The sequence below is a fragment of the Pseudomonas sp. DD1 genome, from assembly GCF_044510355.1.
In the GTDB taxonomy this organism is placed as follows: Bacteria; Pseudomonadota; Gammaproteobacteria; order Pseudomonadales; family Pseudomonadaceae; genus Aquipseudomonas; species Aquipseudomonas shahriarae.
This window is the reverse complement of record NZ_MSAJ01000022.1, coordinates 48,341-68,098: the sequence shown is the minus strand read 5'-3', so window position 1 is coordinate 68,098 and position 19,758 is coordinate 48,341. Positions and strand designations below refer to the sequence as shown.

The window sequence follows — 19,758 nt, the reverse complement described above, 5'->3', positions numbered from 1 at the left end:
AAGCATGTTGAAAAAGACTCTCGCCGCTCTGGCAATCGGTACTGCTCTGCTGTCTGCCGGTCAGGTGATGGCTGCTGATTACAAGATCGACAAGGAAGGCCAGCACGCCTTCATCGACTGGAAAATCAGCCACCTGGGCTACAGCTACATCCACGGTACCTTCAAGGACTGGGATGGTACGTTCAGCTGGGATGCCGCCAAGCCTGAAGCCAGCAAAATCGCCGTCGACGTGAAAACCGCCAGCCTGTGGTCCAACCACGCTGAACGTGACAAGCACATCGCCAGCAAGGACTTCCTGGACGTTGGCAAGTTCGCCGATGCCAAGTTCGTTTCGACCGCAGTTAAACCAACCGGCGAAAAAACGGCTGATGTGACTGGCGACCTGACCTTCCACGGTGTGACCAAGCCTGTGACCTTCAAGGCCACGTTCAACGGTGAAGGCAAGGATCCGTGGGGCGGCGAACGTGCTGGCTTCAACGCCAAGACTACGCTGAACCTGAATGACTTCGGCGTCAAAGGCCCTGGCCCGACTTCCCAGACTGTAGACCTGGACATCACGCTGGAAGGTGTCAAAACGAAGTAAATTCGCAGGCTGCATAAAAAACCGGATCGTGAGATCCGGTTTTTTTTAGCCTGGAATACGCTCAATGTAGGAGCTGGCTTGCCTGCGATAGCGGCAGGTCAGCCACCTGCGATGCAGGCTGAAGTACCGTCATCGCAGGCAAGCCAGCACCTACAGTTGATCGTTGTCGAGCCCATAAAAATGCCCCGGATCTTTCGATGCGGGGCATTTTTCATGGTGCTTTGAAAATCAGCGGTTGCGGGTCAGCAACGCTGGTTTTTCACCACGAGGGCGGCCTGGCAGTTGATCCAACTGCTCAGGTGTCGGGAAGCGATCGCTTTTCGACTCCTTGTGGATGATCTTCGGCGTCGTGCCGCTGCGCGGGTTCTGCACGGCAGGTTCCGAGGCGCGTGGCTGCTCATCACGTGCAGGGCGGCGGTTGCGCGACTCTTCGCGACGGGCCTGGCCATCACGCGGTGCGCCGTTACGCGGACCATTGCGCTTGGCCGGTGGGGTGCCGGTGGTAGCGCCGTTGCTGCTGCGCGGACCGTTCTGGCGACCCTGTGGCTGGCCGCCGGTGCGCGGAGCGCCTGCACCAGCGCCCGGTGCCGGGGCACCTGGGCGACGACCACGGCCCTGGGCCGGTTTGGCCTGTGGCACGTAGTCCACGCGGTTACCGAAGTTATCCACGTCATCGTCGAGGAACTCGTCCGGTGCGCGGTCGGCTGCGGCGCGTGGCGGCTGGCTCGGCTGGCGCTGTTCGCGGGCCGGGGTGCCTTCGCGGGGCTTTTGCTCGCGGGCTGGGCGTTCGCCACGGCCGTTGGTAGGTGCCTTGTCTTTGCCACCCTTGTCCTTGCCTTTGTCGCGACGACCACCGCCACCACCGCCGCCGTTCGGGCCATCACCCTTAGGACCACGTGGGTTGCGCGGGTTACGCACGTCCGGACGCTCGCGCACTTCCGGTTTTTCGGCTTCTACAGTACTGGCATCGAAGCCCATCAGGTCGCCGTCGGCGATTTTCTGCTTGGTCATGCGCTCGATGCTTTTCAGCAGTTTTTCTTCATCCGGGGCGACCAGGGAAATGGCCTCGCCCGAACGACCGGCACGGCCAGTACGGCCGATACGGTGCACATAGTCTTCATCGACGTTTGGCAGTTCGAAGTTGACCACATGCGGCAGTTGGTCGATATCCAGGCCGCGGGCGGCGATATCGGTGGCGACCAAGATCCGTACGGAGCCGGCCTTGAAGTCGGCCAGGGCCTTGGTCCGCGCGTTCTGGCTCTTGTTGCCGTGGATGGCGACGGCGGTCAGGCCGTGCTTGTCCAGGTACTCGGCCAGGCGGTTGGCGCCATGCTTGGTGCGGGTGAACACCAGCACTTGTTCCCAGGCACCGGCGGTAATCAGGTGGGCCAACAGCGAGCGCTTGTGGCTGGCTGGCAGGCGGAACACCCGCTGCTCGATACGCTCGACCGTGGTGTTGGGCGGCGTGACTTCGATGCGCTCGGGGTTGTGCAGCAGCTTGCCGGCCAGGGCGGTGATGTCGTTGGAGAACGTTGCCGAGAACAGCAGGTTCTGACGCTTGGCCGGCAGGCGCGCGAGGACTTTCTTCACGTCATGGACAAAGCCCATGTCGAGCATGCGGTCGGCTTCGTCCAGCACGAGGATTTCCACGTGGGACAGATCGACGCTGCCTTGGCCACACAGGTCGAGCAAACGACCAGGGCAGGCGACCAGCACGTCAACCCCACGGGACATGGCCTGAACCTGGGGGTTCATGCCGACGCCGCCGAAGATGCAGGCGCTGACGAACTTCAGGTCGCGGGCGTACAGCTTGAAGCTGTCATGCACTTGTGCGGCGAGTTCGCGGGTAGGGGTCAGGACCAGTACGCGGGGTTGGCGCGGGCCGTGACGCTGGGATTTGTCCGGGTGACCATTGGGGAACAACCGCTCCAGAATCGGGAGGGCGAAGCCGCCGGTTTTACCAGTACCTGTCTGAGCCGCGACCATCAGGTCGCGACCTTGCAACACGGCGGGAATAGCCCGCTGTTGCACCGGAGTAGGCTCGGTATAGCCCGCTGCCTCGATGGCGCGGACTAAAGCCTCGGAGAGACCGAGGGAAGCAAAGGACATGAGTAATCCTGTTTGTAGTTAGGGCTTGGCCCAAAGGGATAATCTTGCCGGGCGCGAATCGCGTTTAGAGGAACGCAACCCCGTCCGGTCCTGCTGGGGCTGGCAGGCACTCCAACGGCTCGCGCGGGCTGCAAAGCTGCGCAGTAGCGGGGTTGGATGCCTGTTATACGACCACAACGGCCGGGCGTAAGCCTGGCGGAAAGGCCGGAGTATAACAGAGCAATCACCGCGCGCCGCTTTCCTGCTGCTCAACGGTTTGCTCCAGCGGCGGCGAGGGGGCAGTTTTGGCACTGTTGCCGGCATATTTTGCACTCAGGGCGGCATAGGCGGGCTCTTGCTTGAAGCGCTTGAGCTCGGCACCAAAGCGCTGCACCAGCAAGTCCATGCCCGCGCCACGGCGTACGGCGAGGAATTGTTTCTGGCTGCTGATCACCGGCGACGCCTGGGTAACGTGGTGTTCCAGGCCCAACTCCTTGAGCACATGTTGGCCAACCCGGCGGTCGGTGATCACCAGATCAATCCGGCCACGGGCCAGTTTGCCGAAGTTGGCCTCATGGCTGGGGGCCGGCTCGCGGGTAAACAGGGTGGATTCGCTGAACGCGGCGCTATACAGGTAGCCGGGGGAGGTGCCGATGGTCAGCCCTTTGAGGTCATCCAGGGTCTGGAACGGATGTGGGCGCTCGTTGGCGTAGAACATCACAAACTCAACCTGGGACAGCGGCTCGCTGGGGTAAAGCAGCGCCGCGTCGCGTTCGTGGCTGTGGAAAATATCCAGCGCGCCATCGGCCAGGCCCTGGTCGAGCATGGCCAGGCAACGTTTCCAGGGCAGGAACTGCCATTGCACCTCGATCCCCAGACGCTCGAACACGATGACGGTGGCCTCGTAGTCGAGCCCGCGCATCTGGCCGTTTTCTTCGTAGACGTAAGGGGCCCAGGGTTCGGTGACAATGCGCAATTTCTCGCCGTGGGCGGTCAGGCTCAGGCAAGTGAAAAGGACAGCGGTCAACAGCTGGAAAATGACGGGCATACCCTGAGGTTACGACTGTCGCAGGTTAAAGAGAAGCTCTGGATCGGGGATCTTCAGGCCGCAAACCTGAACTTTTATTGTGCCGCCGGGCCGGGAAGGAATCCCGGCTGGCGGTACAAAGGGGCAGCCTCAGCGTGGCAGCTTGAGGTTGTTCCAGATTGCCAGGCTCGGGTCAGCTTGGTTCAGGGTGTAGAAGTGCAGGCCCGGCGCGCCACCTTGCAGCAAGGTTTCGCACATTTCACTGATGACCTGCTCGCCAAAGGCCTGGATGCTTTTGACGTCATCGCCATAGGCTTCCAGCTGCTTGCGTACCCAGCGTGGGATTTCTGCACCGCAGGCGTCAGAGAAGCGCGCCAGCTTGCTGTAGTTGGTGATCGGCATGATGCCCGGCACGATTGGGATATTCACACCCAGGGCCTGCACGCGCTCGACGAAGTAGAAGTAGCTGTCGGCGTTGAAGAAGTACTGGGTGATCGCACTGTTGGCGCCGGCTTCGGCCTTGCGTACGAAGTTGCGCAGATCGTCTTCGAAATTGCGCGCCTGAGGGTGCATTTCCGGGTAGGCGGCCACTTCGATATGGAAGTGGTCGCCAGTCTCTTCACGAATGAAGCTCACCAGGTCATTGGCGTAGCGCAACTCGCCGCTGGCCATGCCCATGCCGGATGGCAGGTCACCGCGCAGGGCGACGATACGTTTGATGCCGGCGGCCTTGTACTGGGTCAGCAGGCTGCGCAGGTCGGCCTTGCTGTCGCCTACGCACGACAGGTGCGGTGCGGCGGGCACTTTGGCTTCGCTTTCCAGTTGCAGCACGGTGTTGATCGTGCGATCACGGGTCGAGCCGCCTGCGCCGTAGGTGCAGGAGAAGAAGTCGGGGTTGTAGCTGGCCAACTGCTTGGCAGTCGCCATCAATTTTTCATGCCCAGCATCGGTCTTGGTCGGGAAGAACTCGAAGCTGTAGCGACGGTCTTGGGACATGGTCATACCCTTGGAAACTCAAAAAACCGGAAGACATACACCGTCAATGTGGGAGCGGGCTTGCTCGCGAAAGCGGAGTTTCAGTCAACATACCTGATACTGAAACATCGCTTTCGCGAGCAAGCCCGCTCCCACAGAAGCCTGCCCTCCACATGGAGAGCAGGCAACAGGCCGATCAGTAGCGGTAGGCGTGCGGCTTGAACGGACCTTCAACCGTCACGCCGATGTAGTCGGCCTGGGTCTTGGTCAGTTGCGTCACGACGCCGCCGAAGCCGCGGACCATTTCCAGGGCCACTTCTTCGTCGAGTTTCTTCGGCAGTACTTCCACGGTCAGGCGCTCGGCTTTCTGGGCGGGCGACAGGTCGGCGTATTTCTGGCCGAACAGGAAGATCTGCGCCAGTACCTGGTTGGCGAACGAGCCATCCATGATGCGGCTTGGGTGGCCAGTGGCGTTACCCAGGTTTACCAGGCGGCCTTCGGCCAGCAGGATCAGGTAGTCATCGTTCTGTGGGTCGAAATCGCCAGCGCCGGTACGGTGAACCTTGTGCACCTGAGGTTTGACTTCTTCCCATGCCCAGTTCTTGCGCATGAAAGCGGTGTCGATCTCGTTGTCGAAGTGCCCGATGTTGCACACCACGGCGCGCTTTTTCAGGGCCTTGAGCATGTTGGCATCGCACACATTGACGTTACCGGTGGTGGTCACGATCAGGTCGATCTTGCCCAGCATGGCTTTGTCGATGCTCGCTTCGGTGCCGTCGTTCTGGCCGTCGATGAACGGCGAGACCACTTCGAAACCGTCCATGCAGGCTTGCATGGCGCAGATCGGGTCAACTTCGGAGACCTTGACGATCATGCCTTCCTGACGCAGGGACTGGGACGAACCCTTGCCCACGTCGCCGTAGCCGATCACCAGGGCTTGCTTGCCCGACAGCAGGTGGTCGGTGCCGCGCTTGATCGCATCGTTGAGGCTGTGACGGCAGCCGTACTTGTTGTCGTTCTTGCTCTTGGTCACCGAGTCGTTGACGTTGATGGCCGGGATTTTCAGCTCGCCCTTGGCCAGCATGTCCAGCAGGCGGTGTACGCCGGTGGTGGTTTCTTCGGTCACGCCATGGACGCGGTCCAGGATGGCCGGGTACTTCTTGTGCAGCAGCTCGGTCAGGTCGCCGCCGTCGTCGAGGATCATGTTGGCATCCCAAGGCGCGCCATCTTTCAGGATGGTTTGCTCCAGGCACCACTCGTACTCTTCTTCGGTCTCGCCTTTCCAGGCGAAGACAGGGATGCCAGCGGCTGCGATGGCGGCAGCGGCCTGGTCCTGAGTCGAGAAGATGTTGCAGGACGACCAGCGCACTTCGGCACCCAGGGCAACCAGGGTTTCGATCAGCACGGCAGTCTGGATGGTCATGTGGATGCAGCCGAGAATCTTCGCGCCCTTGAGCGGCTGTTCAGCGGCGTACTTGCGGCGCAGACCCATCAGGGCTGGCATTTCGGATTCGGCGATAAAGGTTTCGCGACGGCCCCAGGCAGCGAGGGACATGTCGGCGACTTTGTAGTCGGTAAAACCTGCAGGCGTGATTACAGCGCTCATGAAGAGCCTCCATTCGTAGTGTGCGAATGGGCGCCGTTGTGCGTTTAGTATCCAGCCAGGACAACCCGGCCGGGCAACGCCCCATCCGAGCCTGACAGGCCAGGGCCTGCTGCAGCGCCCCTCGGACAGGTGGCGGGAGAACGGTATCAGTCACAGATGACCGTTTTGAAGCGGTGGCGATTATAGCTGCCTGCGCCTGACTTCCCAAGCCTTTCTGTCGGGGGCATGAAGATCGTTCATGGTGCTGATAGGCAATGGCTCATAGAGCTTGGGCCGGCGCTCTGCCATGATGTTGCCCATCATTCGGCAAGACGCTTTGGAGTGAACATGAACTTCCACACCCGCAAATGGGTAAAACCCGAAGACCTCAACCCCAACGGCACCCTGTTCGGTGGCAGCCTGTTGCGCTGGATCGACGAAGAAGCGGCGATCTACGCCATCGTTCAACTGGGCAACCAGCGTGTGGTGACCAAGTACATCTCCGAGATCAATTTTGTCAGCGCCTCGCGCCAGGGCGACATCATCGAGCTGGGCATCACCGCCACCGAGTTTGGCCGCACCTCCATCACCCTGACCTGTGAAGTGCGCAACAAGATCACGCGCAAAAGCATCCTCACCGTGGAAAAAATGGTCTTCGTCAACCTCGGCGAAGACGGTCTGCCGGCACCCCACGGGCGTACCGAGATCAAGTACGTGAAAGACCAGTTCCAGGATGACAACCTCACTGAGTAACCCCGGCCCGGCCTGATTTGATTTACCAAATCTGTCCGGGTGGATCGCTTCCAGGCTTTCTCTGCACTCAGGACCACATCCTGTAGAGAGAGCCCGCAATGAAAGTGACCGCCAACCCGGCTGCCAAGACTCAGCCGTCATCGCGGCAACCCCCGCCGCCCCCCGCCCAAGGCAACAAGACACCCTTGGTCGAGGGCGTCGGCCCGCGAAAGCTGAGCCTGTTTCGAGACAGCAAGGGGCAGGTGGAGGTGGTGCTGTCACCCCCTGCGGTCAGCCATCTGGTACTCAGCGGCGGTGGTGCCAAGGGCATCGCCTTCCCCGGGATGGTCCAGGCCCTTGAAGAAACCGGAACACTGCCAGGCATCTCTGCCATTTCTGGTTCATCTGCCGGTGCGATTTCTGCAGCGCTGCTGGCCAGTGGCATGGGAGCCAAGGCCTTCGGCACGCTCTCAAACAGCATTGATCTGCCCAGCCTGCTCAACAGCCCCAACCCTGTGACGGCCTGGCTGCAAAATGCCGGGGCGAGCCTCGGCAAACTTGCCGGGCGCCTGCCAGGCCCGGCGGGCAACATTTCCCAATTGCTGCTGACGATGATGCCGCGCCTGCAAACCCAGGCGCACTCGCTCGAAGACTTGATCCGTAACGAGTCACGCAAGTCGATCCTGGCCCATATTGCCGCCATGCCCAGGGCAGCCCGCCCCGACGAAGTGATGAAAATCGCCGACAGGCTGAGCGCCGGAGGGGCACCGACCTTTGCTGATCTTGACGTGCTGAGCAGGCATATCCCGGCGATCAAGCAACTGAACATCACGGGGACCGGCATGTTCGATGGTCGCCCGCAGTTGGTGGTGTTCAACGCCAGCCTGACCCCGGATATGGACATTGCCCGCGCCGCGCATATCTCGGGCTCCCTACCGGGACTGTTCAAAAGCCCTGCCGAGCAAGGCCATGGGTTTCAGGCGGTGGGTGAAACCACTTTTTTCCAGGACGGTGGCTTGGTGCTCAACACCCCGGCACCCGGGGTGATCGAGCGCTCGTTTCCCGAGAGCCCGCTGAGCCAGCCGGAGTCGTTGATCGTCAAATTCGAGTCCCAGGCTCCTGCATCGCAGAAAAAGAGCGGCAGCGTCATAAGCGCTGTTGCGGACAAACTGACAGGCACTGCCCATACGGCTGCAGGCGCCTATCAACAGCAACGCCTCAAGGAATTTAACGAGCAAACCGTGGTGCTGCCGCTCAAATCCGCCAAAGGTGACGTTAGTGGCCTGCTCAGTGGCACGGTCAATTTCACCATGACCGCCGAGCAGAAAAAGCATTTGCAGGCCCAGGCCCGGCAAGCGGTGACGCAGCACCAGGAGCAGCGCAGCAAGGTGCGTGAGCGGCACTTGTTCGAGTCATTGGACGACGCGGTGCTGGCGATGGACGATGCAATGCTTGCCAGCGTGCAAGTGGCACTCCAGAAGGATCCCGCCGCGGCGAATGTGCTGCGTTTTCGCAAGCAGGCACAGCAGGCATTGCAAGCTCTGGACGCAGCGATTACCGAGGCCAACAAGGCAGGCAATACTTTGGTCTTCACGCCTGGGTTGCTCTCTGCGCTGCGTAACCTGGATGCACTGGTTACCCGGCCCCAGCATATCGAGTGGTTGGGGCGGCGGCTTAACGCCCCTGGGCAGCATAACTTCCAGCAACTGTTGCAGGTGGTTGCCAAGCACAATCAGGGGGCTTCCACGCCAACCTCCAAGGTCATGACCAGTGCCGTGGCTCAAATGCAGCGACGGGATATTGCCGTAAAAGCCGACAACTTCACCCGCGAAGTCATCTACCCCTCCCTCTACCGTGCAGGCCAGACGGCCGCCAACGTCGAGCTTCTGCAGCGGGCCGCGCGCGACCTGGCCACGGCAACGACGCCGGCCGAGTTCAATCGGGTGCTCGACGACATCATTGAACACTATGGTGCGCGTAATAAACCCTGGTCCAAGCCACTGAGCTCGACCACCGTGGAAATGGCCAAGGCCTGGCGCATCCCGCTTTAGTTCTCCGGCCACTGAACAGCCACTGCGCCAGCGTGTCGTAGCTACAGGCACCCCTTGGACACTGGAACATCATGGCCACCCAAAAAGACGGCAAAACTCCCAACCTGTCGCAGGAAGAGCAGCAGGATGTGGACAAGAACCAACCGCCCAGGGCAGCGGTGCTGCATGAAATCATTCGCACCCAGGGCGACCAGGAACTGGAGCGCAGCGTCGCGGCGCTGTGGTGGTCGGCGCTGGCCGCCGGCCTGACCATGGGCTTGTCATTGATGGCCATGGGGCTGCTCAACTCCCGCCTGCCGGGCGGTGAAGGCTTCAAGGTGATTGCCAGCTTTGGCTACTGCGCAGGTTTTCTCGCGGTGATCCTTGCGCGCCAGCAACTGTTCACCGAAAACACCCTGACCGCCGTGCTCCCGGTGATGAGCAAGCCGACCCTGGGCAATGCCGGGCGCCTGCTGCGGTTGTGGACGGTGGTACTGGTGGGCAATCTTTGCGGCACCTTGCTGGTGGCCTACGTGATGCTGCACCTGCCTATTTTCGACACCAAGACCGACCTGGCCTTCCTCGACATCGGGCGCAAGGTCATGGAGAACGACACGGGCCAGATGTTTGCCAAAGGCATCGTCTCCGGCTGGATGATCGCCACCATGGTGTGGATGATCCCGTCCATGGAAAGCGCCAAGATGTGGATCATTATCCTGATCACCTACCTGATGGCCCTGGGTGATTTCACCCACATTGTCGTCGGTTCGGCGGAGGTGTCCTATCTGGTATTTGCCGGCGAGCTACCGTGGAAGGACTTCTGGCTGGTATTTGCCGGGCCGACCCTGGCGGGCAATATCATCGGCGGCAGTTTTATCTTCGCGCTGATCAGCCATGCGCAGATTCGCAGCGAAGGCAGCCTGCCGGGCAAGCAGGCTGCGGACCCGAGGCATCCGCAGTCGATCGACAAGGATCAGTGATGTTCAGACGTGGCCTGGGGTTCAGCCTGGGTCATTCGCTTTCACGTCTATCGCCTAATCAGGTCGTGCGTCGACGATCCAATAGAGAGAGCACGTACATACCGGCCAACATGGCCAATACGAATATGATGATTTGCCCATGCCCCGTAAGCAGAATAGCGACGGCTGGCCCAGGGCAGATCCCCGCAACTCCCCAACCTATACCGAACACCAGGCTGCCGCCAATCAAGCGGGTATCCAACTCTCGGCTAATCGGTAACTGCATGGGGGCACCTAGCAACGATCGCTTGTTCTTGCGCGCCCAACTCAGGGGAATAACCGCCACTGCGATAGCTCCTCCCATCACCAGTGCGAGTGACGGATCCCAGGCCCCGGCCACATCAAGAAAAGCCAATACCTTGGCGGGGTTCGCCATGCCTGCCAGGAGTAGACCCAGGCCGAAGATCAGCCCTGCAAAAAATGCGCTCGACTTGATCATCTTCATGCTCCCACCACATGACGAATGATGTACACCGTTGCAATGCCTGCGAACATAAAGCAGATCGTTGCTGCAATGGAGCGGGGAGACAATCGAGAGATCCCACAAACACCATGACCGCTTGTACAACCGGAGCCGTAGCGAGTTCCCACACCGACGAGCAGGCCTGCGATAATCAGGGCCGGCCACTCTGCCTTGATCTCGATTTCCGGCAATACGGTAAACGCCCCCCACAACAATGGCGCCATCACCAGGCCAAGAAGAAATAGCGCCTTTTCGCTCCAGCCTTCACTGCCAAAATGCATCACGCTTCCAATCAAGCCACTGATTCCTGCGATACGGCCATTTGCGAGAACAAACAAGCTAACCGCCAGCCCTATCAAGGCCCCTCCGCCTACGGAAGTCCAAGGCGTAAAGTTGATCCAATCAATGCTCATTTTGCATCTCCTGCACAGAAGTGCTGATAAAGGACATGGATCACCGCGAGCGCTACAGAGCTGCTGATTCGGTAATAGACTTGCTTTCCTGCCCGTCGCGTTTCCACCATCTCCTTGCGACGTAGCACCGCGAGTTGCTGAGACAACGTAGGTTGCTGAATGCCTGACAAGGCCTCTAAATCGGTAACATTTAGCTCGCCCTGCGACAACTGGCAGAGGAGGAGCAATCGTTCAGGGTTTGCCAGCGCTTTCAGTAGCTGGCCAGCGGCTTCAGCACTAGCTCGCAGTTGCTGGATATCAAGTTCATGTTCAAGAGGTGGCATGACTGCTGACTCATTTAGTGTTTATATAATATATATATTTACATAGTGAGCAGCTAAGGCTGTGGTGTCTAGACGGGTGTAGCCTGTATCCAGACCTGAAAAAGTCGACGCCAGTGAGACTAAACCTTATCCACCGATGGTGGGTGGCAGGCCGATAAAGCGGAAACCCACATAAGCGTGCAGGGTGCTGACACATGACGAATCAAATCTGGCCATTCTGACAAGGGGCTCCCTGTGGTTGCGACAGCCTTGGTGCTGGTAGCGGCGCTGTTGCATGCGACGTGGAACACCTTGATCAAGTTCAGCGGCGAGCGCCTGTTGGTGATCGCCTGCATGGACAGCGTGGCCCTGTTGTTTGTTCTGCTGGCAGTGGGATTTGTGTCGTTGCCGCCCCTGGAAATCTGGCCGTGGATCATCGCATCGGCCTTGTTCGAGTTGCTCTATCGCTACCTGCTGATCCAGGCCTACCGCGTTGGCGACCTGGGGCTGGTGTATCCGCTGATGCGCGGCTTATCACCGCTGGTGGTGCTGGCGTTGACCCTGGTGTTTGCCGGGGAAGTGCTCAGTACCCAGCAGATTGTCGGCATCCTGCTGATCCCGTTCGGCATGCTGTGCCTGCTTTGGCAGGGCGGTGGCGGGGAGCGGCTGCCCTGGTCGATGTTGCCGGTGGTGGCGCTGATCGGCCTGTGCATCGGCTGCTACACCTTCCTTGATGGCCAGGCGCTGCGGCGCTGGTCGCACCCGTTGGACTATCTGGTATGGCTGACCCTGCTCAGTGCCTGGCCCTTTCCCCTGCTGGCCATGGTGCGCAAGCGCGCGGCGTTCAGCCTGTTTTGGCGCACGCAATGGCGGTTGGGGCTGAGCGTGGGGTTGTGCGTGTTGTTGAGCTACGCTCTGGTGCTTTGGGCCATGCAGTTGGGCTCAATTGCCGAGGCCGCCGCGCTGCGAGAAGTCAGCGTGATCCTGGTGGTGTTGTTCGGTATGCGTTACCTGAAAGAACCTTTCGGCCGCTCCCGGCTCTTAGCCTGTGGGTTGGTACTGATCGGCATGCTCGTGATGAAACTCTAACCAGCGGATAAAACTAAAAAAGGAATGAGTGATGACTGTTGCTTTCTGGTGTGTGTTGATCGCAATTTTTCTGCCTTACCTGTGTACTGGCGTGGCCAAGTTCAGTGGTGGCAAATTCGGGCCCCGGCAGAACCACGACCCCCGGGCCTTCCTGGAAACCCTCGAAGGCTTTGCCAAACGCGCCCATAGCGCACAGCTCAACAGCTTTGAAGTGACCCCGGCGTTTGCCGCAGCGGTGATCATTGCCCACCTTGCGGGCAACGCGGAACTGGTGACCATCAACGTACTGGCGGTGCTGTTTATCACCAGCCGCCTGCTGTACATCATCTGCTACCTGGCGGACTGGGCGATCTTGCGTTCGCTGGTGTGGTTTGTGGGCATGGCGTTGATTGCGAGCTTCTTCTTCGCTTCGATCTAAGGCACGCAGCCAACCCTTGTGGGAGCTGGCATGCCAGCGATGGCGGATTTGAAACCGCCATCGCCGGTAAACCGGCTCCTACAAAGGCGCGTCCGGCACTTGAGGCAGCGCCGCACCCTTGGGCCACAGCATCCAGATCTGGCCTTGCTGCTTCATGTTCCCGGCCAGCTCGCCCGCTGCATCACCCGTGCCCCAGAACAGGTCTGCACGCACCTCACCGACAATCGCGCCCCCCGTATCCTGGGCCGCTACCGGCCGTACGATCGGTGCGCCATCGGGACGGGTGGTGGACAACCACAGCAGGCTGCCCAGTGGGATCACCTTGCGGTCTACGGCCACGCTGTAGCCTGCGGTCAGCGGTACGTTCAGCGAGCCGCGCGGGCCTTCATTGCTGTCGGGCCGGGTGCTGAAGAACACGTAGCTGGGGTTGCTCGCCAGTAACTCCGGGATCCGCTCGGGATGGGACTTGGCCCAGGCACTGATGGCGCCCATGCTCACTTCTTCTTTCTTCAACTCGCCTTGCTCCACCAGCCAGCGGCCGATAGGGCGGTAGGGGAAACCGTTCTGGTCGGCATAGCCCACGCGCAGTTGACGACCGTTCGCCAACTGGATACGGCCCGAACCCTGGATTTGCAGGAATTGCAGGTCCATCGGGTGGGTCAGCCAGGCGATGGGCTTGGCGCTGGAGCCTTGCTGGTTGAGGGTGCCGGCATCGTCATAGGGCTTGAGTACCCGCCCTTCCAGGCGCCCACGCAGGCGTTTGCCCTTGAGCTCCGGGTAGATGCTTTCCAGGTTGACGATGATCAGGTCGTCCGGCACCCCGTACACAGGAACATGGGCGGTCTTGGTTTCGGTAAGGCTGCCAGGGTAGACCGGTTCGTAGTAGCCGGTGATCAGGCCATTGGGCGTGTTGTCTGCCGAGCGCAAGCCATACACGTCCAGCTGTTGCTTGAGGAAACCCCGGATATCACCGGCATTGCCCGGCACATTGGCCGCGGCAGCGCAGGTGGTGCCCCACACCGGATCGTTCTTCAGGCGTTGGCAGGCACTGCGCCAGGATTCGAAGCCGGCTTGCAGGTCAGTGTCCGAAACTTCCGGCAGGGCTTCCCAGGTGGCGCTGACATAGGTCGCCACGGCGTGGGGTTTTTCCGGCTCGGGCTTGGGGGTCGGGGCGTTGCCACCGTCGCATCCGGCGAGCAGCGCGATCATCGGCAGAGCCCATGCCAGTCGGCGGCTCCAGGGGGTCAACAGGTTATTCATGCAAGTAATTCCCGAGGCGGTAGCCGGTACCGATTACGGCACAAGCGTCCATATTATTAATAGGGCTATTGGTCTTTCCGGGCGGGGCGGGGATACTGGCCGCCGTTTCCCGTGACCCTGAGCCACCATGACTTTTAAAAAACTGACTGTTGTATTGCTGGCCGCTTTGACGCTGACCGCCTGCGGCGGCGTGGATCCGAACTCGCCATTGGGCCAGCGCAAGGCCATCTTCAAGCAGATGCTCAAGACCGGCGAAGACCTGGGTGGCATGCTGCGCGGCCGTATTCCGTTCGACGGGGCGAAATTTGCCGAGGGTGCGGTCAAGCTCGACACCCTGTCCCATGAGCCGTGGAAGCACTTTCCAACGGTGCGCGAAGAAGATCACACCAGTGCCAAGGACGATGTATGGCAGAAACAGGCCCAGTTCCAGGAACTGGCGCGCAACCTTGAGGCGGCCACCGGTGAGTTGGTGATCGCCAGCCAGGTGCAGCCTTACAAAGCCAGTGACCTGAAGCCGGCCGTGCAGAAAGTCGAAGATGCGTGCAGCGCCTGTCATAAGCAGTTTCGCGACCATTGAGGCTCGGTCGGATGCGTCTTACTTGTCCAGGTCGTCGAGGGCTTGCTGAAGCTCTTTGCGCGACTCGGCGAGCTTGTCCTTACGCTTGTTGATCTTCTCGGAGTCGCCTTTTTTCATGGCCTTGTCGAGGTCAGCCTGACGACGGCTGACTTCGTGCTTGGCATCCAGCACCTTGTTCTCGCGTTCCTTTTTCAGGGAGGCGTCGGTGCAGTGGGCGGTGACTTCGCTCAAGGCTTTTTCCAGACCGGCTTGTTGCTCACTGTTGCCATGGGCCTTGGCTTGTTCGATCTGCAGGCTGATGGCCTGGCGCTTGGCAGCGCAACCGGTCAGTTGCGGGGCTGTCTCGGCAGCCAGCAAGGGAGTGGTCAGAAAACTGGTGACGGTCAACAGGGCAAGCGGTGCAAGAAACTTCATAAAAACTCCAAAATAAACAAGATCGTTGTCAGGTGGGCAGGATGATTTCTGCCGGTACCGATGAATGTAGCGGGCCGGGCCTAAAAACCGTCGATCCCGGCAGCCCGTAGTGTTTCGCTCATGGCCACCACCTGAGGGTCGCGAAAAAAGGCGCTCAACTGCGCCGCGCGTCCCGGGCCGATTCCTGCCTCGGCCTGCCAGGCTTGCGTGTCGCGGGCGGCCAGGGCATGCCAGCCACCCACCAGGTTATTGCGGGCGGTCGGTGGAACCCCCAGCGCCATCAGCCATTGAGCGAACGGTCGCTGACGTGCGGTCTGCAGGCTCGCAAGCAGGCGCGTCGTGCTGCGGTCGCCGAATCCGTCAATGGTAGCAAGCTCTGTCTCATCAAGGTTCAACCAATCCACCAAACCGCTGATTTGACCGGCCTGGATCAAGGAGTTCCAGGTCTCGCGGCCAATGTGTGGCAGATCCAGCCCCTGCTTGCCACTGAGCCAGGTCAGTCGGGCCAGCAGTTGCTCCTCGCAGGCCGGGGCCAGACGCAAGCAGCTCAGGTGATGGAAGTCGCCCGCCACCGGGGCTGCGACATCGACCCGTGGATAGCTGCGCAGGATGACCTGGTCGAGCCTGGGAATCACTTGGCCGGCAAGGCTGATGGACACTTGGTCGCCGGGCCGGATATCGAGTTGTTGCCAGCGTTTCAACGAGCCGATGCTGACGCGCTTGATCTGGCGATCGTCGAGCATTACCGGGTGCAGTTCCAGGATCGGGGTGATACGGCCGGTGCGGCCGATCTTGAACTGCACCTGGCGCACATGGGCCAGGGCTGTGATGACCGGGTATTTCCAGGCAACAGCCCAGTAAGGCGTACTGGCCTGCCAGCGTTCGGCCGGGGCGCGCTGGCTTTGATGCAGCACCACGCCATCAGTGGCGAAGGGCAACGGGTGCCCATGCCAGAACGCTCGCCAGTGACGGGCCTGCTCGAAGGTGTCGATGGGCTGGCTGTAGCGACGGCTGTCGGTAAAACCCCAGTGTGCAAGCGTGTCCAACTGCTGCTTGAGGTCCGCCGGCCCTTGCGGCCAGGCCCAGACAAACAGGCCGATGCCGGCGGCGTCGGCGTCATTGAGGTGTTGGCGGTTCATCAGCCCGGAGATTTTGCTGCGGGCATTCATGCCGCCCGTCTCCCCTTGTATATGGGCGTCCAGGCGCCAGTACAGCTCGCCCTGCAAGAGCAGGTCGATGGCCTCGGGCAGTTGTTGCACAAGGCCGGGGATCTTGCGGGCCGAGTCCGTCCAGTCATGGCCGAACAGGCCGTCGCCGCGGCTGATCACCTGGGCCAGGCGACCCCCACGATAGACCAGGCTCACGGCCACCCCATCGACCTTGGGTTGTATCCACAGGTCGCTGCGTGTGCCGATCCAGTCTGCCACGGCGCGGTCGTTGACCAACTTCTCAAGGCCCGTGTGCGGGACGGGATGGGCGACAGTGCCCCGCGAGCTGGCCAGGGGATTTTGCGCAGGTGACGGCGCCTGTGCAAAGCAAGCCCGCCATTGCTCCAGGCGCATGCGGGCCTGGTCATAGAGCTCGTCGCTGACCAGGGATTGGCCGAGTCGGTGGTAGCTGTCGTCCCACAGGTCGATCTGTCGTTGCAGGGCGGTGATTTCGTCCCGGGCCTTGTCGGCTTGCCAGTCCGGGCAGCCCTGCGCCCAAGCGACGATAGGGAAGAGCATCAACAGCAGGTAGGTCAGCAGGCGTGGTGTCATCATGAGCATCCTTGCTCTGAAGGGGCGCCCAGCCTAAAGCAAGCAAACGCCCATAAAAAAGCCCCGCAGGCGCGAGGCTTTTTACCGGGTGTTTCTGCTTACTTGAACAGACCGCCCAGGGCTTTCACGGTGTCGTTGCTGTCAGCCTTGGCCTGCTGCTTTTGCGCGGTTTCGTCGAGCTTGCCTTGGGACTCGCCGACTTTTTTGCAACCTTTGTTTACCTGGTCCAGTGCTGCCTGCATGGCCTTCACTTTCAGGTCTTCGCCATTGGCTTTGGCGGCGTCGACTTTGGCTTGCAGCTCCTGGCTCTGTTTTTCGCAGTTGCCGGTAGCGCCGCCCAGTTGGGAAGTCAGGGCGCCAGTCAGGCCGCTCAGGTCAGCGGCTTGCACTGGCAGGGCGAACAGGCTGAGCAGTACGGCAGCAGGAGCGAAGGTGGAAATACGCATGAAAAACCTCAATGTTCGATTGCCTGCGCACTTGGCTGTCCCGAGCAGGCGCAGTGCAGTATCCAATGTGGTTAAGGGCTCGGGAGGGCGCGAATTCTAGTGGGCCATCATTTAGCCTGCAAGGTTTGGATCCAATAAATGTGAACTATTTGCCAGGTTCGCCGTCGCGCTAACCCCCACCCGCAAAAAAGCGCAACAAAAAGCCCCACCGGGAAAACCGGCGGGGCTTTGGGTGCTACGTGCTGCGATTACAGGCCGGCAGCGGTGCGCAGGTCGTCGGCGCGGTCGGTTTTTTCCCAGGTGAACGTGGTGAAGGTGTCGTCGCCGACGGTCTTCTGTTCAGGGGTACGACCGAAGTGGCCGTAGGCCGCGGTTTCCTGATACATCGGGTGCAGCAGGTCGAGCATGGTGGTGATTGCGTACGGACGCAGGTCGAAGATCTCACGCACCAGCTTGACGATCTTGTCATCGCTGATCTTGCCGGTGCCGAAGGTGTTCAGCGAGATCGACGTAGGCTGGGCCACACCAATAGCGTAGGACACCTGAATCTCACAACGCTCGGCCAGGCCAGCGGCGACGATGTTCTTGGCCACGTAACGACCGGCATAGGCTGCCGAGCGGTCAACCTTGGAGGGATCCTTGCCAGAGAACGCGCCACCGCCGTGACGGGCCATGCCGCCGTAGCTGTCGACGATGATCTTGCGCCCGGTCAGGCCGCAGTCGCCCACCGGGCCGCCGATGATGAACTGGCCGGTCGGGTTGATGTGGAACTGGGTGTCCTTGCTCAGCAGTTCGGCAGGCAGCACGTGCTTGACGATCAGCTCCATCACACCTTCGCGCAGGTCTTTGTAGGAGACTTCCGGATTGTGCTGGGTCGACAACACCACCGCGTCGATGCCCACCACTTTGCCGCCTTCGTAACGGCAGGTCACCTGGGACTTGGCGTCCGGGCGCAACCAAGGCAGCAGCCCGGATTTACGGGCCTCGGCCTGGCGCTTGACCAACTGGTGCGAGAAGGTGATCGGTGCAGGCATCAGCACGTCGGTTTCGTTGCTGGCGTAGCCGAACATCAGGCCCTGGTCGCCGGCGCCCTGGTCTTCTGGCTTGGCGCGGTCGACACCCTGGTTGATGTCGGGCGACTGCTTGCCGATGATGTTCATCACGCCGCAGGTCGCGCCGTCGAAGCCGACGTCAGAGCTGGTGTAGCCGATGTCGGTGATCACGTCACGGACGATCTGCTCCAGGTCGACCCAGGCCGACGTGGTGACTTCACCGGCGATGATCGCCACGCCCGTTTTCACCAGCGTCTCGCACGCCACGCGGGCGAACTTGTCTTCAGCAATGATGGCGTCCAGCACCGCATCAGAAATCTGGTCGGCGATTTTGTCCGGATGCCCTTCAGACACGGACTCGGAGGTGAAAAGGGAATATTCGCTCATCTCGATGTTTTCCTGATATTTACCGATGGTGAGTGTCGCCAGTTGGCCGCTGAAAGTGGCGGACCTGAATCTGGAAACCATTACGTAAGCCTACATACAGGCTTTCCCCGGGAACGAGTCCCGCAGCGGTGGCCCAACGGGCCAGATCGTCCTGTTCAAACCCCAACCATAGATCACCGCAGGCCTCCCTGGCCCAACTCTGGTTGTGGCTGCATAAATCAGTTACTAGCAGGCTGCCACCCGGCTGCAGCAAACCGGCCATCTGCCTGAGAGCATCGGCCGGCGCGGCAAAATGGTGAAGAACCATGTTCAACACCACGCAATCGGCTTGCAGCCCGACCTCATTCAAGGCATCGGCCAGTTGCAGGCGGACGTTGCCCAATTGCTCGCGCTCGCACAGCTGGCGCGCCAGTTCCAGCATGGCCGGGCTGTTGTCCAGCGCCGTCACCTGGTGGAAGCGTCGTGCCAGGTCCGGCAGGAACCCGCCGTCGCCCGGGCCGACTTCCAGCGCCGTGGCACCTGGGTTGAAGCCCAGCTTGTCGAGCAGCGCCAATACGCTTTCGCGGTATTGAGGCAGCCCGGCAATCAGGTCCTGCTGGGCGCGGAACTTGTCCGCCACCCGGGAGAAAAAGTCCTGGCTGGCCGCAGCGCGTTGCCCGTGGACCTGGGCGATTCGCGACTGCACGTCAGCCGGCAGGGCCAGGTTGTCCACTTCTTCGAGCAATGCAGCGTGCAGCTTGCCACCCAGCAAATCGGTGTGGGGCAGGGCGCGACGGTAAAAAATCGCATTGCCTTCACGGCGGGTGGCCACCAGGTGGGCCTGGGCCAGCACTTTCAAGTGGTGGCTCATACCGGACTGGCCAATGGCAAAGATCCGCGCCAGTTCCAGCACACCAAACGAGTCGTTGGCCAGGGCGCGCAGTACATTCAGGCGCAGCGGATCACCGCCGGCCTTGCACAGGGCCGCCAGCTCATCGCAATCGTCGGGGCGAATGGAAGGCGCAGGTAAGTTCATAAGGCCAGCAGTCTAGTGATGAGGTCAAATCCTCGCAAGGCCAATATCAAAAAGTTTTGATATTGGTCGATAATCGGTGGTTATAAGCAGGCGCTATAACCTTTAGACGAACGGCGGGAAGTG

Annotated in this window: 20 protein-coding genes and 1 riboswitch; of the genes, 7 read left to right on the top strand and 13 right to left on the bottom strand. The window is 60.8% G+C overall.

The genetic code is table 11. From position 1 onward, the window contains the following. Positions 1 to 4: 4 nt before the first annotated feature. Positions 5 to 583, top strand: a complete 579-nt coding sequence (locus PSFL_RS13565; RefSeq protein ID WP_057440349.1) for a YceI family protein — start codon at positions 5 to 7, stop codon at positions 581 to 583. Between the two features lie 228 nt (positions 584 to 811). Here PSFL_RS13565 and PSFL_RS13560 read toward each other — a convergent pair whose 3' ends face one another. From PSFL_RS13560 to ahcY, 4 genes are all read right to left on the bottom strand, one after another. Next, complete coding sequence (locus tag PSFL_RS13560; RefSeq protein ID WP_057440348.1) at positions 812 to 2,692, bottom strand: DEAD/DEAH box helicase; 1,881 nt, start codon at positions 2,690 to 2,692, stop codon at positions 812 to 814. A gap of 223 nt (positions 2,693 to 2,915) precedes the next feature. After that, the gene (locus PSFL_RS13555) at positions 2,916 to 3,719 is read right to left on the bottom strand and encodes an ABC transporter substrate-binding protein (RefSeq protein ID WP_198817245.1); all 804 of its coding nucleotides are present in this window, start codon (positions 3,717 to 3,719) and stop codon (positions 2,916 to 2,918) included. A 129-nt stretch (positions 3,720 to 3,848) separates the two neighbouring features. Then, entirely contained in the window at positions 3,849 to 4,694 is an 846-nt protein-coding gene (metF, locus tag PSFL_RS13550; protein WP_057440341.1) for a methylenetetrahydrofolate reductase [NAD(P)H], read from the bottom strand. Positions 4,695 to 4,869: 175 nt separating this feature from the next. Then, positions 4,870 to 6,279: an adenosylhomocysteinase gene (gene ahcY, locus PSFL_RS13545; protein WP_397470170.1), complete on the bottom strand. Its 1,410-nt coding sequence runs from the start codon at positions 6,277 to 6,279 to the stop codon at positions 4,870 to 4,872. A gap of 21 nt (positions 6,280 to 6,300) precedes the next feature. Continuing rightward, positions 6,301 to 6,408, bottom strand: a riboswitch (S-adenosyl-L-homocysteine riboswitch). A gap of 198 nt (positions 6,409 to 6,606) precedes the next feature. On the opposite strand from ahcY, the gene PSFL_RS13540 reads away from it, so the two are divergent. The 3 genes from PSFL_RS13540 (at position 6,607) to PSFL_RS13530 (ending at position 10,000) form a co-directional block, all read left to right on the top strand. After that, the gene (locus tag PSFL_RS13540; protein ID WP_057440220.1) at positions 6,607 to 7,011 is read left to right on the top strand and encodes an acyl-CoA thioesterase; all 405 of its coding nucleotides are present in this window, start codon (positions 6,607 to 6,609) and stop codon (positions 7,009 to 7,011) included. A 98-nt stretch (positions 7,012 to 7,109) separates the two neighbouring features. After that, entirely contained in the window at positions 7,110 to 9,041 is a 1,932-nt protein-coding gene (locus PSFL_RS13535) for a patatin-like phospholipase family protein (RefSeq protein WP_397470169.1), read from the top strand. Between the two features lie 71 nt (positions 9,042 to 9,112). Further along, positions 9,113 to 10,000, top strand: coding sequence for a formate/nitrite transporter family protein (locus PSFL_RS13530; protein ID WP_057440222.1), 888 nt, complete (start codon positions 9,113 to 9,115; stop codon positions 9,998 to 10,000). A gap of 58 nt (positions 10,001 to 10,058) precedes the next feature. Here the strand turns inward: PSFL_RS13530 and PSFL_RS13525 are convergent, their stop codons facing one another. Genes PSFL_RS13525 through PSFL_RS13515 form a run of 3 tightly spaced genes read right to left on the bottom strand, consistent with a single transcriptional unit; the run spans position 10,059 to position 11,238 of the window. Beyond that, complete coding sequence (locus PSFL_RS13525; RefSeq protein WP_397470274.1) at positions 10,059 to 10,478, bottom strand: DUF6691 family protein; 420 nt, start codon at positions 10,476 to 10,478, stop codon at positions 10,059 to 10,061. Positions 10,479 to 10,480: 2 nt separating this feature from the next. Then, positions 10,481 to 10,915, bottom strand: coding sequence for a YeeE/YedE family protein (locus tag PSFL_RS13520; RefSeq protein WP_115129186.1), 435 nt, complete (start codon positions 10,913 to 10,915; stop codon positions 10,481 to 10,483). Beyond that, on the bottom strand, positions 10,912 to 11,238 hold the full coding sequence (locus PSFL_RS13515; RefSeq protein ID WP_057440224.1) for a helix-turn-helix transcriptional regulator: 327 nt from the start codon (positions 11,236 to 11,238) through the stop codon (positions 10,912 to 10,914). The genes PSFL_RS13520 and PSFL_RS13515 overlap by 4 nt, the downstream gene beginning before the upstream one ends. A 234-nt stretch (positions 11,239 to 11,472) precedes the next feature. On the opposite strand from PSFL_RS13515, the gene PSFL_RS13510 reads away from it, so the two are divergent. Both PSFL_RS13510 and PSFL_RS13505 read left to right on the top strand, forming a co-directional pair. Further along, the gene (locus PSFL_RS13510; protein WP_057440225.1) at positions 11,473 to 12,306 is read left to right on the top strand and encodes an EamA family transporter; all 834 of its coding nucleotides are present in this window, start codon (positions 11,473 to 11,475) and stop codon (positions 12,304 to 12,306) included. Between the two features lie 31 nt (positions 12,307 to 12,337). Continuing rightward, complete coding sequence (locus PSFL_RS13505) at positions 12,338 to 12,724, top strand: MAPEG family protein (RefSeq protein ID WP_169960122.1); 387 nt, start codon at positions 12,338 to 12,340, stop codon at positions 12,722 to 12,724. 78 nt (positions 12,725 to 12,802) lie between these two features. Here the strand turns inward: PSFL_RS13505 and PSFL_RS13500 are convergent, their stop codons facing one another. Continuing rightward, positions 12,803 to 13,984: a murein transglycosylase A gene (locus tag PSFL_RS13500; protein ID WP_397470168.1), complete on the bottom strand. Its 1,182-nt coding sequence runs from the start codon at positions 13,982 to 13,984 to the stop codon at positions 12,803 to 12,805. 127 nt (positions 13,985 to 14,111) lie between these two features. On the opposite strand from PSFL_RS13500, the gene PSFL_RS13495 reads away from it, so the two are divergent. Beyond that, the gene (locus PSFL_RS13495) at positions 14,112 to 14,561 is read left to right on the top strand and encodes a cytochrome c (RefSeq protein WP_057440228.1); all 450 of its coding nucleotides are present in this window, start codon (positions 14,112 to 14,114) and stop codon (positions 14,559 to 14,561) included. A gap of 18 nt (positions 14,562 to 14,579) precedes the next feature. Here PSFL_RS13495 and PSFL_RS13490 read toward each other — a convergent pair whose 3' ends face one another. From PSFL_RS13490 to PSFL_RS13470, 5 genes are all read right to left on the bottom strand, one after another. Then, the gene (locus PSFL_RS13490; RefSeq protein ID WP_057440229.1) at positions 14,580 to 14,975 is read right to left on the bottom strand and encodes a DUF1090 domain-containing protein; all 396 of its coding nucleotides are present in this window, start codon (positions 14,973 to 14,975) and stop codon (positions 14,580 to 14,582) included. Between the two features lie 80 nt (positions 14,976 to 15,055). Further along, positions 15,056 to 16,735, bottom strand: coding sequence for an NAD-dependent DNA ligase LigB (ligB, locus tag PSFL_RS13485; RefSeq protein ID WP_397470167.1), 1,680 nt, complete (start codon positions 16,733 to 16,735; stop codon positions 15,056 to 15,058). A gap of 98 nt (positions 16,736 to 16,833) precedes the next feature. Continuing rightward, positions 16,834 to 17,181, bottom strand: a complete 348-nt coding sequence (locus PSFL_RS13480; protein ID WP_057440231.1) for a DUF1090 family protein — start codon at positions 17,179 to 17,181, stop codon at positions 16,834 to 16,836. A 248-nt stretch (positions 17,182 to 17,429) separates the two neighbouring features. Next, positions 17,430 to 18,620, bottom strand: coding sequence for a methionine adenosyltransferase (gene metK / locus PSFL_RS13475; RefSeq protein ID WP_057960856.1), 1,191 nt, complete (start codon positions 18,618 to 18,620; stop codon positions 17,430 to 17,432). 19 nt (positions 18,621 to 18,639) lie between these two features. Further along, the gene (locus tag PSFL_RS13470) at positions 18,640 to 19,635 is read right to left on the bottom strand and encodes a metalloregulator ArsR/SmtB family transcription factor (RefSeq protein ID WP_315492142.1); all 996 of its coding nucleotides are present in this window, start codon (positions 19,633 to 19,635) and stop codon (positions 18,640 to 18,642) included. Positions 19,636 to 19,758 lie beyond the last annotated feature (123 nt).